At 67.4% G+C, this 13139-nt stretch carries 12 protein-coding genes; 10 read left to right on the forward strand and 2 right to left on the reverse strand.

What is annotated here, in order from left to right:
- The first annotated feature begins 141 nt into the window (after positions 1–141).
- Both L1787_RS15235 and L1787_RS15240 read left to right on the forward strand, forming a co-directional pair.
- Positions 142–1377, forward strand: a complete 1236-nt coding sequence (locus L1787_RS15235; RefSeq protein ID WP_235709684.1) for an aminotransferase class V-fold PLP-dependent enzyme — start codon at positions 142–144, stop codon at positions 1375–1377.
- 10 nt (positions 1378–1387) lie between these two features.
- Positions 1388–2176: an SDR family NAD(P)-dependent oxidoreductase gene (locus L1787_RS15240; RefSeq protein ID WP_235709685.1), complete on the forward strand. Its 789-nt coding sequence runs from the start codon at positions 1388–1390 to the stop codon at positions 2174–2176.
- Positions 2177–2185: 9 nt separating this feature from the next.
- Here the strand turns inward: L1787_RS15240 and L1787_RS15245 are convergent, their stop codons facing one another.
- Positions 2186–3790, reverse strand: coding sequence for a bifunctional AfsR/SARP family transcriptional regulator/alpha/beta hydrolase (locus tag L1787_RS15245; protein WP_235709686.1), 1605 nt, complete (start codon positions 3788–3790; stop codon positions 2186–2188).
- Between the two features lie 482 nt (positions 3791–4272).
- Here L1787_RS15245 and L1787_RS15250 point away from each other — a divergent pair, with 482 nt between their 5' ends.
- The 4 genes from L1787_RS15250 (at position 4273) to L1787_RS15265 (ending at position 7026) form a co-directional block, all read left to right on the forward strand.
- On the forward strand, positions 4273–4800 hold the full coding sequence (locus L1787_RS15250) for an STAS domain-containing protein (protein WP_235709687.1): 528 nt from the start codon (positions 4273–4275) through the stop codon (positions 4798–4800).
- A gap of 73 nt (positions 4801–4873) precedes the next feature.
- On the forward strand, positions 4874–5092 hold the full coding sequence (locus L1787_RS15255) for a DUF1127 domain-containing protein (protein ID WP_235709688.1): 219 nt from the start codon (positions 4874–4876) through the stop codon (positions 5090–5092).
- A gap of 119 nt (positions 5093–5211) precedes the next feature.
- Positions 5212–5919 carry a GntR family transcriptional regulator gene (locus L1787_RS15260; RefSeq protein ID WP_235709689.1) on the forward strand — a complete coding sequence of 236 codons (708 nt, stop codon included), beginning with the start codon at positions 5212–5214 and terminating at the stop codon, positions 5917–5919.
- A gap of 141 nt (positions 5920–6060) precedes the next feature.
- Positions 6061–7026 carry a dihydrodipicolinate synthase family protein gene (locus tag L1787_RS15265; RefSeq protein WP_235709690.1) on the forward strand — a complete coding sequence of 322 codons (966 nt, stop codon included), beginning with the start codon at positions 6061–6063 and terminating at the stop codon, positions 7024–7026.
- A 47-nt stretch (positions 7027–7073) separates the two neighbouring features.
- Here L1787_RS15265 and L1787_RS15270 read toward each other — a convergent pair whose 3' ends face one another.
- Complete coding sequence (locus L1787_RS15270; protein WP_235709691.1) at positions 7074–8105, reverse strand: Ldh family oxidoreductase; 1032 nt, start codon at positions 8103–8105, stop codon at positions 7074–7076.
- A 307-nt stretch (positions 8106–8412) separates the two neighbouring features.
- Here L1787_RS15270 and dctP point away from each other — a divergent pair, with 307 nt between their 5' ends.
- From dctP to lhpI, 4 genes are all read left to right on the forward strand, one after another.
- On the forward strand, positions 8413–9474 hold the full coding sequence (gene dctP, locus L1787_RS15275) for a TRAP transporter substrate-binding protein DctP (RefSeq protein ID WP_235709692.1): 1062 nt from the start codon (positions 8413–8415) through the stop codon (positions 9472–9474).
- Between the two features lie 16 nt (positions 9475–9490).
- Positions 9491–10012 carry a TRAP transporter small permease subunit gene (locus tag L1787_RS15280; RefSeq protein ID WP_235709693.1) on the forward strand — a complete coding sequence of 174 codons (522 nt, stop codon included), beginning with the start codon at positions 9491–9493 and terminating at the stop codon, positions 10010–10012.
- Position 10013: 1 nt separating this feature from the next.
- Positions 10014–11327, forward strand: a complete 1314-nt coding sequence (locus tag L1787_RS15285; protein WP_235709694.1) for a TRAP transporter large permease — start codon at positions 10014–10016, stop codon at positions 11325–11327.
- 82 nt (positions 11328–11409) lie between these two features.
- A complete protein-coding gene (lhpI, locus tag L1787_RS15290) occupies positions 11410–13134 on the forward strand; it encodes a cis-3-hydroxy-L-proline dehydratase (RefSeq protein WP_235709695.1) in 1725 nt (574 codons plus the stop codon).
- Positions 13135–13139 lie beyond the last annotated feature (5 nt).

Consider the following 13139-nt stretch of genomic DNA (forward strand, 5'->3'; position numbering starts at 1 on the left):
CGCACCGTCATTTTATTAAGCTCACATCGTGGCAAGGTCCGCGAACAGACAGGACGGGCGCCGTCGCCGGAGCATCGGCGCTCGCGGGCGTGGCCGTTCATGCGGACAGGATCGGGCTTGAAGGATTCGGAGGGGATCGCAATGGATGATAGACCGTCGATGGCCATGACCAACGATCCGATCGCCCTTTCGCCGCCGAAACCGAAGCCGATCATCAACGCGGCCGGAACGATGACGTGGCTCGGCGCCTCGCGCATGATCCCGGACGCCCTCGAGGCCGCGACGGACATGGCGGGCCGCTTCGTCGATATCGATTCGCTCCAACTCGTCGCGAGCCGGGCGATCGCGCGGGCGACGGGCGCGGAAGCGGGCTGCATCACCGGGTGCAGCGCGGCGGGCCTCTCCCTTTCGGTCGCCGGAGCGATGACGGGCGCGAACCTTGCCCGCATCGAGCGCCTGCCCGATGTCGACGGGCTGAAGGACGAAGTCGTCGTTCAGGCCGGCCATCTCGTCAATTATGGCGCGCCGATCGCCCAGGCGATCCGCCTTACCGGGGCGAAGGTGATCGCCGCGGGAAGCGCCGCGCGCGTCGAGGAATACAATATCGCCGATGCGATCGGCGAACGGACCGCCGCCATCGTCTTCGTCATCTCCCACCATGTCGTGCAGGAGGGCCAGACCCCGCTCGCGGATGTCGTCGCCCTCGCCCGCGCGCACGGCGTCCCCGTCATCGTGGACGCGGCGGCGGAGTATGACCTCGAAGGGCCGATCAAGGCCGGGGCCGACCTCACGGTGTGGAGCTCCCACAAATTCCTCGGCGGCCCGACGGCGGGGATCGTCGCCGGCACGCGCGAGAGGGTGAAGGCGACCTATCTGCAAAATCGCGGGCTCGGGCGTCATATGAAGGTCGGCAAGGAAGGTATCGCGGGCACCATCGCCGCCCTCGAGGCCTGGTCGCGGCGCGATCACGACGCCGTGGCGGAACGGGAGTGCGCCCTCCTCGACGACTGGGAAGGCGCGCTCGAAGAGCTGCAGGGACTCACTTTGTCGCGCCATAAAGACTGGACCGGCAATCCGGTCGTCCGGCTCAAGATCGATGTCGGGCCGGATTCGGGCCTTTATGCCTGGGAGCTCGCCGACCGGCTCGCCGCGCGCAATCCTGCGATCATCGTGCGCGACGATCTCGTCGAGCATGGAACGATCTATCTCGACCCGTGCAATCTGTCGGAAGCCGAGGGGGCGATCGTGAGTTCGGCGCTGCGCGCCGAGGTGGAACGCGCCTGCCGCAAGGGCGACGGACGCGTCATGACGCTCGCGGCCCGCCGCCGCGCCAAGGCGGAGGCGGCACGGGCTTGGGGCGATCCGGTCCTCCTCTGAGGAGATCATGATGGACGAGCCGACACGCGCCCTCGCCGGACGCGCCGCGATCGTGACGGGGGCGGCACGCGGGATCGGGCTTGCCGCGGCGACGCGCCTTGCCCGCGCGGGTGCCCGCGTCGCATTGATCGACATCGACGCGGCGGCGCTGTCCGAAGCGGTCGAACCGCTCGCCGCCGAAGGGCTCGCCGTCTTTCCCGTCGAGGCGGACCTGTCGACCCGCGCCGATGCGATCGCCGCCGTCGCGCTGGTCGGCGAGCGGTTCGGCGGCCTCGACATTCTCGTCAACAACGCCGCGATCGTCGACGACACGCCGCTCGCGGCGCTCGACGACGAACGTTGGCGCGCGGTGATGGCGGTCAATCTCGACAGCGTATTATGGATGACGCAGGCGGCCTCAGACCTCCTCGCCGCGAGCGAGGCGGGACGGATCGTCAACCTCGCCTCGACACAAGGCCTTCGCGGCCAGCCCGACGCCCTCGCCTACTCGACGGCGAAAGGTGGGGTGGTGAACCTCACCCGCTCGCTCGCGGTCGATCTCGGCCCGCTCGGCATCTGCGTCAACGCGGTGGCCCCCGGCTTCATCGACACCCGCATGGCGCGGATGCCGGACGGCGGGCACGAGCATACGAGCGACTGGTACCAGGACATCTACGTCAAGCACGGGCGCATGCCGCTCCGCCGCGCCGGCACGCCCGAGGACGTCGCCGGGCCGATCCTCTTCCTCGCCGGCGACGATGCACGCTACATCACCGGCCAGATCCTCGTGGTCGATGGCGGCTTCACCGCGACCTACTGAGCGCCGTTCTCAGATCCCGTGCTCGACGATGAAACGGCGCACGGCGTCGAAACACACCTTCCACGCCGGCTCCCGATCGAGAAGGATGTGATTGCGGCTGTCGAGCGGGACGAAACGCGCATTCTTGATCCCCGCCGCGATCGCGCGCCCCTGCTCGAGCGGGATCCGCTGATCGTCGCGCGAGTGGAGCACGATCGTCGGCGCCTGCACCGCGGCGAGCCGGTCGCGCACGTCGATATAGCCGAACGCGTCCTGGAATCGCGCCGCGTTCTCCGGCGATGTCGTCTGGCGTTGGAACTCGTCGAACCAGGCAAGGTCCGCCGCGCTCGCCTCGGGCATGAAGGTCTGCGAGAAAATGTGCCGGTAGGCGGGATTGTCGGTGCCCCAGCCGAGCTTGGTAAGCTCCATCACCGCCTCGCGGCGGGCCTGCTCCTCCGCGCTCGCCGAGATCCGCCAGCCGGCCGCATAGCCGCCGACCAGGATGAGACCCGAGACGCGCTCGGGATGGCGCACCGCATATTCGATCGACACCGCGCAGCCTTGTGAGACGCCGAGCAGCGGGAAACGCTCCAGCGCGAGGGCGTCGGCGACCGCCTCGAGATCGTCGACGAAGGCATCGAAGCTGAGATCGTCGACGTCCCAATCGGAGAGACCACACCCGCGCTCGTCATAGCGGATGAAGGTGCGTTGGCGCGAGACGGCCTCGAAGCTGCGGCCCCAGATCGGGCTCGCCCAATCGAATTCGAGGTGGTTCAGCCAATTGGCCGTCTTCAGGATCGGTGGGCCTTCGCCGATGGTGGCATACGCGATCTTGGTGCCGTCGCGCGTGGTGCAGAAGCCGATCCTTTGGGCGCGGAGGGCGCGGCGGCGGGTCAGCGTCTGTGGTCGCCCCGCCCGCATGAGCGCTTGCCGGGCGAGCGAGACGTCGCCGAGCGGCGTGCGCGCAGGATGCTCCGGTGCCGTCTCGGCCTGAGGGGCGGACGCCGGCTCGCCGGACGCGCCGTTCGTCGCGGGGCCGGGCCCGGCCACCTTGCGATAGGCCTCGACCCCAACGGGATCGATGCTTTGCCAGATGCGAAGCCATTTCTCGGCCGCAAGGCGGCCGATCGCCGGATGGCTGACGAGGCGTTCGAGGACGAGGACGCGCGCCGTCCGCGCATCGTGACGGGACACCGTGAGCCAGGTGTCGAAAGCCGGATCGCCGACCCCGTCGAGCCCGTCGAGAAAGATCTGACTGAGGCGGTCCTCCATCGTCTCGAGGTCCGAAAGGTCGATGAGGTCGCGCCGCTTCAAGCGCGTTTCGATCTCGCCGAGATCGGTCCACACGCCGTCCGGGTCGAAACTGACGCGCTCGCGATCGGCGACGATGTGCGTCTTCAGCGGCGTGTCGACCACCTTGCGCAGCTTGGTGAGGGACCAGCGCAGTGCCGCCTTCGGATCGTCGGGCAGGCTCCAAAAGAGTTCGCACAGACGCTCGCGCCGATGCGGCCGTCCGGTCGCGACGAGGAAGGCGAGGAGCGCCCGCGCCTTCCTCGATGCCGGTAAGGCGACGGGAGCGCCGTCGAGGGTGACGCGGAGCTCGCCAAAGAGCGAGATCCCGAGATTGGGCTCCATCCGGCCCTCCCATCCCTGCCACGACGCAAATACAACGCTCGCCCCACGCAATTCCGTCGCGGGCGACAACGCTCGCCACAACGCTGACGACAACGCCCCGCCCTCAGCTCTGCAAAGACGGGGCCAGGCCGAATGCCGCGGCGCGTCACTCCCTTTTTACGACGAATTCGGGGCCCGGTCTCGGCCGGGATGGTTGGATGACAGTTTACGCCGACACGGACGCACGGACGAGCGCACCGCACCGGATCGCGGCGACGCCCCTGTCACGGCTCCGCGCCGGCGCGAACCATGCCGGACACGGTCGCGCCGCCCTCAGCGTCTCCCGACCTCGCGATGAACGCGGTCGAGGCGGAAAGGGTTGCGGCGAAATCCGTCCGCTTCCGCCGCGCCCGGTGACGATCAAACGAGGCCTCGACCGACACAGCGTGCGTCGCGATCGCGCCCGCGCCACGTCGTTCGACCGGAAACGAAAGACGCTGCCCATGAGTGTCGCGATCAATCTTCGGGACGATATCGACATCCTCAAGCTCTCCGGCGAGATCGTCGCCCGTCATTCGCAGGAGCTGTGCGAGCTTTTGCGCGAGCGGGTGGCGAGCGGTCGGCGCAAGCTGATCGTCGACCTGTCGCGCGTGAAGGCGCCGTCACGGATCGATGTGCGCCGGCTGATCGCCGCGGCGCGCGACTCGCGCATGGTCGGCGCCGAAACGCGGATCTGCGGCGCGCGCGGCGCGACGGACATCCTCTTGCGCAGCCTCGGCGCCAACGGGCTCCTGCCGTCCGACCGCACCCTCGCGGGGTCGATGGCCGCCTTCTCGCCCGCCCATCTCGGCGCGGCGAACGGCCGGCCGCACCGCCTCGCGGATGTCGGCGCGCGCGTCGCCTTTTCGATGAGGCGGGCAAAGCCCCTCGCCGCCGCGCCGGGCCTCGGCCACGACGACATGCCGGTCGCGGCGCTCTTCAGCACGCACGCGAAGGGACGAGCACCGCGCGCTCCATTGCAGCGGCACTGACCCATCGACCGCGGGACGCACCGACCATCGCCGCCCCGCGCCTTCACAACGCAACCCATTTCGGGAGAAGATCATGTCTTTGGACGAGACAGCCAAGCTATCGCTCGTCACCAGCGGGCCGCCCGCCGAGGCCGATCCATGGCCACGCTTTCGGGTCCTCCGCCGGATCACCCGCTATATCCGCTTCCGGCGGGATTATGAGACCTTGCTCGAGTTGCCCGATCACCTTCTGGAGGATGTCGGGATCGAACGCGCGCATGTCCGCTGCAAACGGCAGGATCTGCGTCTTTGACGATAATGGCGGCGGCGGGCGCGTTGAGGCGTCGCGTCGCCACATTTCTTACCGCCTCACGTGCCCTTCGATGATACGACCATGGTCGATAATAATGTTTGTCGACAAAGGGACGTCGAATGGCACCGCCCTCGAAGCCGGAGAAGTCCGCCGAGCGCAAGCGCGGCTCGGGCGCGCAATATGTCTATAATATCCTGCGCAACGAGATCATCGATCTGACATTGGAGCCGGGTCGCCCGATCGACGAGATCCAACTGTCGGAGCGGCTCCAGATGTCGCGCACGCCGATTCGCGAGGCGCTGGTGCGGCTTGCGGGCGAAGGGCTCGTCACCACGCTGCCGAACCGCTCCACCGTCGTCACCAATATCGACTTTTTGAACCTTCACCCGTTCTTCGACGCGATCACGCTGATGTACCGCGTGACGACGCGCCTCGCCGCCGATGCGCACAAGGCGAGCGATCTTGAAGTGATCCGCGCGCGGCAGGCCGAATTCGCCGAGGCGGTGATGGCACAGGACGCGCTGTCGATGATCGCGACGAACCGGGAGTTTCACGCCGCGATCGCCGCGGCGGGCCGCAACCACTATTATGAAGCGCTGTGCCTGCGCCTTCTCGACGAGGGCCGGCGCATCCTGCGGCTTTATTATTCCTCGTTCGACGACCGTCTTCCGCGTGAATATGTCGACGAGCACGAGGGACTGATCGCGGCGATCGAAGCGCGCGACATCGCGCGGGCCGACGAACTCGCGAGCGCCCATGCCGACCAGATCGTCGCCCAGATCCGCACGATGATCTCGCGCGATACGCGCCACAAGATCCCCCTCTGACGGTGCGCGTCGACGCCGCGCCGATCGGCGCACAAATCGTGTCGACACAGAAAATACAAGTGTTATCCTTTCTCCGTTCCCATGAGAGGATCGCTCGGCTCTGCCCGTTGGCACGGGCTTTGGCTTGTGGAGGTATCAAGAATGAAGAGCAGCGTTTTCGCAGGCTGCATTCCCGCGCTGATGACGCCGGCAAAGCCCGATCGCAGCCCGGATTTCGACGCCCTCGTGAAGAAGGGCAAAGCCCTCATCGATGCGGGGATGCGCGGGGTCGTCTATTGCGGCTCGATGGGTGATTGGCCGCTCCTCACCGACGAGCAGCGGATGGAGGGCGTCGCCCGCCTCACCGCGGCCGGTGTCCCGGTCGTCGTCGGGACGGGTGCGGTGAACACGGCGTCCGCCGTCGCCCTCGCCGCCCACGCCGAAAAGGTCGGCGCCCAAGGCTTGATGGTGATACCCCGCGTCCTGTCGCGCGGGACGTCGGCGATCGCCCAGAAGGCGCACTTCAAGGCCGTCCTCTCGGCCGCGCCGAGCCTTCAAGCGGTGATCTATAACAGCCCCTATTACGGCTTCGCGACCCGCGCCGATCTGTTCTTCGCGCTGCGTGCCGAGCATCCGAACCTGATCGGCTTCAAGGAATTCGGCGGCGCGGCGGACCTGCGCTATGCGGCCGAGAACATCACCAGCGGCGACGATGACGTGATGCTCCTCGTCGGCGTCGACACCAATGTGTTCCACGGCTACGTCAATTGCGGTGCCGCCGGCGCGATCACCGGCATCGGCAATGTCTTGCCGAAGGAAGTGCTCCACCTCGTCGCGCTGTCGAAGGATGCGGCGGCCGGCGACGCGACCGCCCGTCGCCAGGCGGCCGAACTCGACGCTGCGCTCGGCGTCCTCTCCTCGTTCGACGAGGGGCCGGATCTCGTCCTTTATTACAAGTATCTGATGACGCTGACCGGCGACGCGGAATATGCGCTCCACTTCAACGAAACGGACGTGCTGACCGACAGCCAGCGCCGTTATGCCGAGAACCAGTTCAACCTGTTCCGCACCTGGTACGCCGCATGGTGCGCGAAGGAGTTCGGCGCGGCCGCCGCGAAGGCCGCCTGAGGCATGAGCCCAAAAAAGCGCCCGCCATCGCGGCGGGCGCTTTTCCTTTAGTCGACCGCGCCGAGACCCTCGGCGGCCAAGCGCGCGAGTTCGGCAAGTTCGTCCGCATCGAGGACGATGCCGTTCTTCAGCGATTCGGCGCGCGCCGCGTAACGGCGCTGGGACGGAAGCCGCGCCCCCTGCCCGACGATCGCGTCGAAGAGGATCTCGGCCTTCGCGAAGGGATCGGTCCCACGTCCGGCCGAGAAGCGCACCGGATCGAAGGCGAGGACCAGCTCGCCATGGCGCGGCAGGAGACGGTTGCTGCCGAGAACCTCCGCCGCCTCCGTGCTCATCAGATCGCCGATCATGGCGCCGCCCAACAGTTCGATCATCGTCGAGATCGCCGAGCCCTTGTGGCCGCCGAAGGGCAGGAGCGCGCCTTCGAGCGCCTCGGCGGGCGTCGTCGTCGGGTTGCCGTCCGCGTCGATCGCCCAGCCTTCGGGAAGGGATGTGCCGGCGCGGTGATGAAGCTCCACCTCGCCGCGCGCCGCAACGCTCGTCGCAAAGTCGAAGGCGTAGGGATTGCCGCCCGGACGCGGCCAGCCGAAGGCGAACGGGTTGGTCCCGAACAGCGGCTCGCGTCCGCCGGTGGGGGCGACGGTGGAATAGCTCGGGCACATCGAGATCGCCGCGAGACCGAGATCGGTCAGCGCTTCGACCTCCGGCCATAGCGCGGCGACGTGCACGCAATCATTGATCGCCATCGCCGCGAAGCCGAGAGCCTTGGCCCGTTCGGCGAGCACCGGCACGCCGAGCTCGAAGGCGGGATTGGCGAAGCCGCCCTTGGCGTCGACGCGCACGATCGCGCCGTCGGCGTCTTGCAATTCCGGGACGGCCGTCACGTTGGCCTTGCCGGCCTTCACGGTCCTGAGACAGCCCGCGATCCGGTAGATACCGTGCGACTTGCAGCCGTCGCGCTCACCCGCGACGAGGACGCGGGCCATCGGCCCGGCCTGTCCCGTGCTGAAACCGCCGGCGACGAAAATTTCCTCGACGGCGTCCGTGAGCGCATCGACCGATATAGGGGAACTCAGCAATCGAATTGGTCCTCGTTTGGGCGGCAGATGCCACTTTTGCATTCATACTGGATGGCGCCATCGAGCGGCGCAAGTGGCCGCGCCGCGCCCTATCACCCCATCCGAAGCGTGCTCAACCACTGGGCATCCGGCCGCCTTTCAGAGACCGAATGCGCAGGATTATTCCGATAAGTCAGGGCGTTATCGACTGCAATCAAGACGCGCAGAATGTTGTATTATATGTGTCGACATGACATTTCAGTTCTGTGTACCGTGTGGAAACTCGGTCGTGGCCGATCAGCGCCACGGATTCCATGAGGAGGGAAGAATGACCAGAACATACAAGCGTCTGGCGCTCGCCGGTGCACTCACCTTCGTCGCCGTCGGCGCATCCGCACAGGACACGACGTGGCGCGTCCCGACGTCCGTGCCGGAAGGATCGCCCTTCTACATCAACTTCCTGGAGCGCTTCGCCGACAACGTCGACGTGTTGACCGACGGCACGGTCGAGATCGAGCCGTTCGGCGCGGGCGTCCTCGTCCCGGCGTTGCAGGTCTACCAGGGCGTGCGTGACGGTGTGGTCGAGGCCGGCCATTCGACGCCCTGTTTCCGCGTCAACGAAGACCCGACCAACGCCATCTTCTGCAGCTTCCCCGGCGGCATGGGCCCTGAGGCGCACTCCACCTGGATGCTCGAAGGCGGCGGCCGCGAGCTTCTCGAGGAGATGCGGGCCGAAGAGGGCTTCAAGACGCTGATCGTCGGCCTCGGCTCCTCCGAGATCATGGCGCACTCGAACGTTCCGATCCGCAGCGCCGAAGACCTCAAGGGCCTCAAATACCGCACCGCCGGCGCCTGGGGCGAAGTCCTGCGCGACAGCTTCGGCTCGGTCCCGACCACCGTGCCGCCGGGCGAGATCTACACGCTCCTCGAGCGCAAGGGCGTCGACGCCATCGAATGGGCCCCGCCCTCGGCGAACCTGCCCGAAGGGTTCCACGAGGCCGCGCCCTACATCATCACGCCGGGCGTCCACCAGCCGACCTTCGTGTGGGAAGTCGTCCTGAAGCAGGAGACCTGGGACGAACTCGACGAGGCGACGCAGGCGAAGATCGAAGCCGCCGCCGAGCTGACCTCCCTCCAGTCACTGATGCACTTCTACGATCAGGACATCAAAGCGATGGAGACGCTGCGCAACAGCAACGCCGAGATCATCGAGATCAGCCCCGAATTCCAGGCCGAGCTCGGTGCGGCGGGCGTCGAGTGGATGAAGAAGACCGCCGAGGCGCAAAAGGAAGCCGGCAACCCGCGCATGGCCGAGATCCTCGACGAATATCTCGCTTATGAGGATCGCTGGTCGAACGAGAGCGGCTATCTGATCCGCAACGGCAAATAGACGGCGGATTGCGATCATGAGACGAGCCTTCCTCGCGGTGGCGGATTTCATCTCACTCGTGCTGGGATACGTCTCCCAGGTCCTGCTTCTCGTCCTGATCGCATCCATGCTTTACGAGGTCGTGGCGCGCTATGTCTTCCGCGCGCCCACCCTGTGGGCGTTCGACGTCGCGTATATGGCGACCGGCGCCCTCTTCATTCTGGGCGCCGCCCGGTGTCTGCGGCAGGACGCCCATGTGCGGATCGACTTCCTGTCCTCCCGCCTTCCCGCCCGCGTCCGCGGGACGATCGAGGGGGTGGCCTATCTCTTCGTGCTGTGCCCGATCTATGGCTGGCTCGCTTATATCGCCGGCCAGCGGACCGTGCGGGCCTATATGACCGGCGAAGTCGAGACGGTGAGCCCATGGGCCCCGTTGATGTGGCCCTTTTATTCAGCGCTGATGATCGGTCTCGCGGCCCTCGCGCTCCAGCTCGCGGCGGAGGGCATTCGCATGCTCCTCGCGCCGAAGGGCGACGACACCTTCAAGCTCGAGGCCTGACATGCTGACCGCGGGATTGATGTTCCCGGCGCTCTTCGCGCTGATTTTTCTCGGCATCCCGATCGCCTTTTCGCTGACGATCGTCGCCGTCGTGGCCGGCCTCATGGCCTTCGGCGACGTCGCCTTTATCCAGCTTTACGGCTCGTTCTACTCCGCCTCCACGAACTTCATCCTGTCGGCCGTGCCGATGTTCATCCTGATGGGCGCGATCCTGGAACGCTCGGGCATCGCCGAGCGGCTCTATCAGGTCATGAACATGTGGCTCGGCCGCCTTCCGGGCGGCCTCGCGCTCGCGACGATCGCCATGGGCGCGATCTTCGCCGCCGCGGCCGGCGTTGTCGGCGCGGTCGAGGTGATGATCGGGATGATGGCGATCCCGGCCATGCAGAAGGCGCGCTACGACAACTCCCTGATCGCCGGGACGATCTGCGCCGGCGGCTCGCTCGGCACCATGATCCCCCCTTCGGTGATCGCGGTGATGTACGCCTCCCTCGCCCAGCTCTCCGTCGGCAAGCTCCTCGCCGCGATGATGCTGCCGGGGCTTTTGATGGTGGCGCTCTTCCTCGGTTATATCCTGATCAACGGGATGGTCTTCCCCGTCGCGCGCGATCCGAAAAATGTGCCGGGCATCGATCTGCCGCTGCGCGCCAAGATCCGCGCGACGATCGCGACTTTGGTCCCGGTCTTCCTGCTCATCTTCGCGGTGCTCGGCTCGATCATGGGCGGCATCGCCTCCCCGACCGAGGCGGCTGCCGTGGGCGCCGCGGGCGCCCTCGTCCTCACCATCGCGAACCGCCGGCTCTCGATGGGGGTGATGGCCGAGGCGCTGTCGATCACCGTACGCATCTCGGCGATGATCCTCCTCATCGTCGCGGCCGGGACGATGTTCATGGGCGCCTTCATGGCGAACGGCGGGTCCAAGCTGATCCGCGAGTTCATCGAGACGGCCGGCTTCGGCCCCACCGAGATGATGATCTTCTTCCTCCTCATCGTCTTCCTGCTCGGCTTCGTGCTCGACTGGACGGCCAATGTCCTCATCGTCGTGCCGCTCTTCACGCCGCTGATCCGGGCGGCCGGCATCGATCCGGTGTGGTTCGCGACGCTGGTGCTGGTGGTGATCCAGACGGGCTATCTGACGCCGCCAATGGCGCCGTCGATCTTCTATCTGAAGTCCATCGCGCCACCCGATATGACCTACGGGCAGATGTGCCGCGGGGTGCTGCCCTTCATCTTGATCCAGGGCCTCACCCTCCTCCTCATTATCCTCTTCCCGTGGCTCGCGACGTGGCTGCCCAGCCAGATCGTCGGGATTTAGGGCGGCGTTCATCGTGCCGGAGCATCCTCGCCGCGTTCGGCGGCGCTGAGACTGCGACCGAGCCTTGCTATAGGAGACGGTGGTGACATCCACCCTCATCGTCCCCGCGATTGCTGCGGGGACCGTTCTCGTCTCGCCGGAGGGGCTCAGCTTCTGGGGCGGGGTGGACCCTGCGACAGGGACCGTCATCGACGCGCACCATCCGCTCCGCGGCGCGAGCCTCGCCGGCACGATCCTCATGATGCCGACGAGCCGCGGCTCGTGCACCGGAAGCGGCGTTCTCCTGGAACTCGCGCTCAACGGCCATGCGCCCGCCGCCCTCGTCTTCCGCGAGGGGGAGGACATCCTGACCCTCGGCGCGCTGATCGCGGGCAAAATGTTCGCCCGTCCGCTTGCCGTCGTCCGCCTCGACCCGGCCGATTATGACACCCTCGCCGCCACCCCGACCGCCGAGATCGGCGCCGATCGCATGGTCGCGGGCGGGCGCGAGATCCCGCTCGCGCCGCTTGATCCGGCCGGGCTCGCCCTTTCCGATACGGACCAGGCGATGCTCGGCGGCGCGGAGGGGCCGGCCGCCCGGCTCGCGATGGAGGTCATCGCGGTGATGGCGGCGGCGCAAGGCGCGGAGCGGCTCACCGACATCACCCGCGCGCATATCGACGGGTGCATCTATGCGAGCCCCGCGAACCTCACCTTCGCCGAGGCAGTCGCCGACATGGGCGCGACGATCCGCGTTCCGACCACGATGAACGCGATCTCGGTCGATTATGCCAATTGGCGCACACAAGGCACGCCCGAGGCATTCGGCGCACCCGCCGCGCGCCTTGCCGACGCCTATGTCCGCATGGGCGCGCAGCCGACCTTCACCTGCGCCCCCTATACGCTCGGCGGCCCGCCCGAACGGGACGAGCCGATCGCCTGGGCCGAATCGAATGCCGTCGTCTACGCGAACAGCGTTCTCGGCGCGCGCACGGTGAAGCATCCCGACTTTCTCGACCTCTTCATCGCTCTCACCGGCCGCGCCCCGCTCGCAGGCGTCTATCGCGACGCCGACCGCGCGCCGCGCCGGGTGATCCGCGTCGCGCTGCCGGCCGCGTTCGACGATGCGCTCTGGCCGATGCTCGGCTGGCTCGTGGGCCGCCTCGCCCCCGACCGCATCCCTCTCGTCGAAGGTCTCGAAGCGACCGCGCCGAGCGCCGACGATCTCAAGGCCTTCTGCGCCGCCTTCGCCACCACCTCCGCCGCACCGATGCTGCACATTGCCGGCGTCACCCCCGAGGCGGACCTTGCTCCCATCGCGGGCGCGGAAACGGTCGACGTCACGCCCGCCGACATCGCGGGGGTATGGCGCGAATTCAATGGAGGCGACCACGAGGGGGGCAACGACAGCGACGGGCCGATCGACCTCGTCGCCTTCGGGAGCCCGCATTTCTCCCTCGCCGAATGCCGCGCGCTCGCCGGCCTCGTCGCCGGAAAGCTCTGCCACCCGCACACGAGCGCGATCGTCACGCTCGGCCATCACGCCCTCTCCGGTGCCCGTTGCGACGGAACGCTCGCGATCCTGCAAGCCGCCGGGATCAAGGTCGTGCCGGACCTGTGCTGGTGCTCGATCTCCGAACCCGTCTTCCCGCCCGACGCGCGAACGGTGATGACCAATTCCGGCAAATACGCCCATTACGGCCCCGGCCTTTCCGGCCGCACGGTGCGTTTCGGAAGCCTTGCCGCGTGCGCCGACGCAGCGGTCAGCGGCACGCGGCGGCCAGGGCTTCCCCACTGGCTCGCCGACGCGGAGACGGCCGGAACGTGATTGGG

Source organism: Acuticoccus kalidii (genome assembly GCF_021556395.1).
Taxonomy (GTDB): domain Bacteria; phylum Pseudomonadota; class Alphaproteobacteria; order Rhizobiales; family Amorphaceae; genus Acuticoccus; species Acuticoccus kalidii.

What these genes read in the sequence shown, in the direction of transcription:
- L1787_RS15255 (WP_235709688.1), top strand. Translation starts at nt 4,874, where the DNA reads ATGTCTTTGGACGAGACAGCCAAGCTATCGCTCGTCACCAGCGGGCCG.
- dctP (WP_235709692.1), top strand. Translation starts at nt 8,413, where the DNA reads ATGACCAGAACATACAAGCGTCTGGCGCTCGCCGGTGCACTCACCTTC.
- L1787_RS15250 (WP_235709687.1), top strand. Translation starts at nt 4,273, where the DNA reads ATGAGTGTCGCGATCAATCTTCGGGACGATATCGACATCCTCAAGCTC.
- L1787_RS15240 (WP_235709685.1), top strand. Translation starts at nt 1,388, where the DNA reads ATGGACGAGCCGACACGCGCCCTCGCCGGACGCGCCGCGATCGTGACG.
- L1787_RS15265 (WP_235709690.1), top strand. Translation starts at nt 6,061, where the DNA reads ATGAAGAGCAGCGTTTTCGCAGGCTGCATTCCCGCGCTGATGACGCCG.
- L1787_RS15285 (WP_235709694.1), top strand. Translation starts at nt 10,014, where the DNA reads ATGCTGACCGCGGGATTGATGTTCCCGGCGCTCTTCGCGCTGATTTTT.
- L1787_RS15235 (WP_235709684.1), top strand. Translation starts at nt 142, where the DNA reads ATGGATGATAGACCGTCGATGGCCATGACCAACGATCCGATCGCCCTT.
- L1787_RS15260 (WP_235709689.1), top strand. Translation starts at nt 5,212, where the DNA reads ATGGCACCGCCCTCGAAGCCGGAGAAGTCCGCCGAGCGCAAGCGCGGC.
- L1787_RS15280 (WP_235709693.1), top strand. Translation starts at nt 9,491, where the DNA reads ATGAGACGAGCCTTCCTCGCGGTGGCGGATTTCATCTCACTCGTGCTG.
- L1787_RS15245 (WP_235709686.1), bottom strand. Translation starts at nt 3,790, where the DNA reads ATGGAGCCCAATCTCGGGATCTCGCTCTTTGGCGAGCTCCGCGTCACC.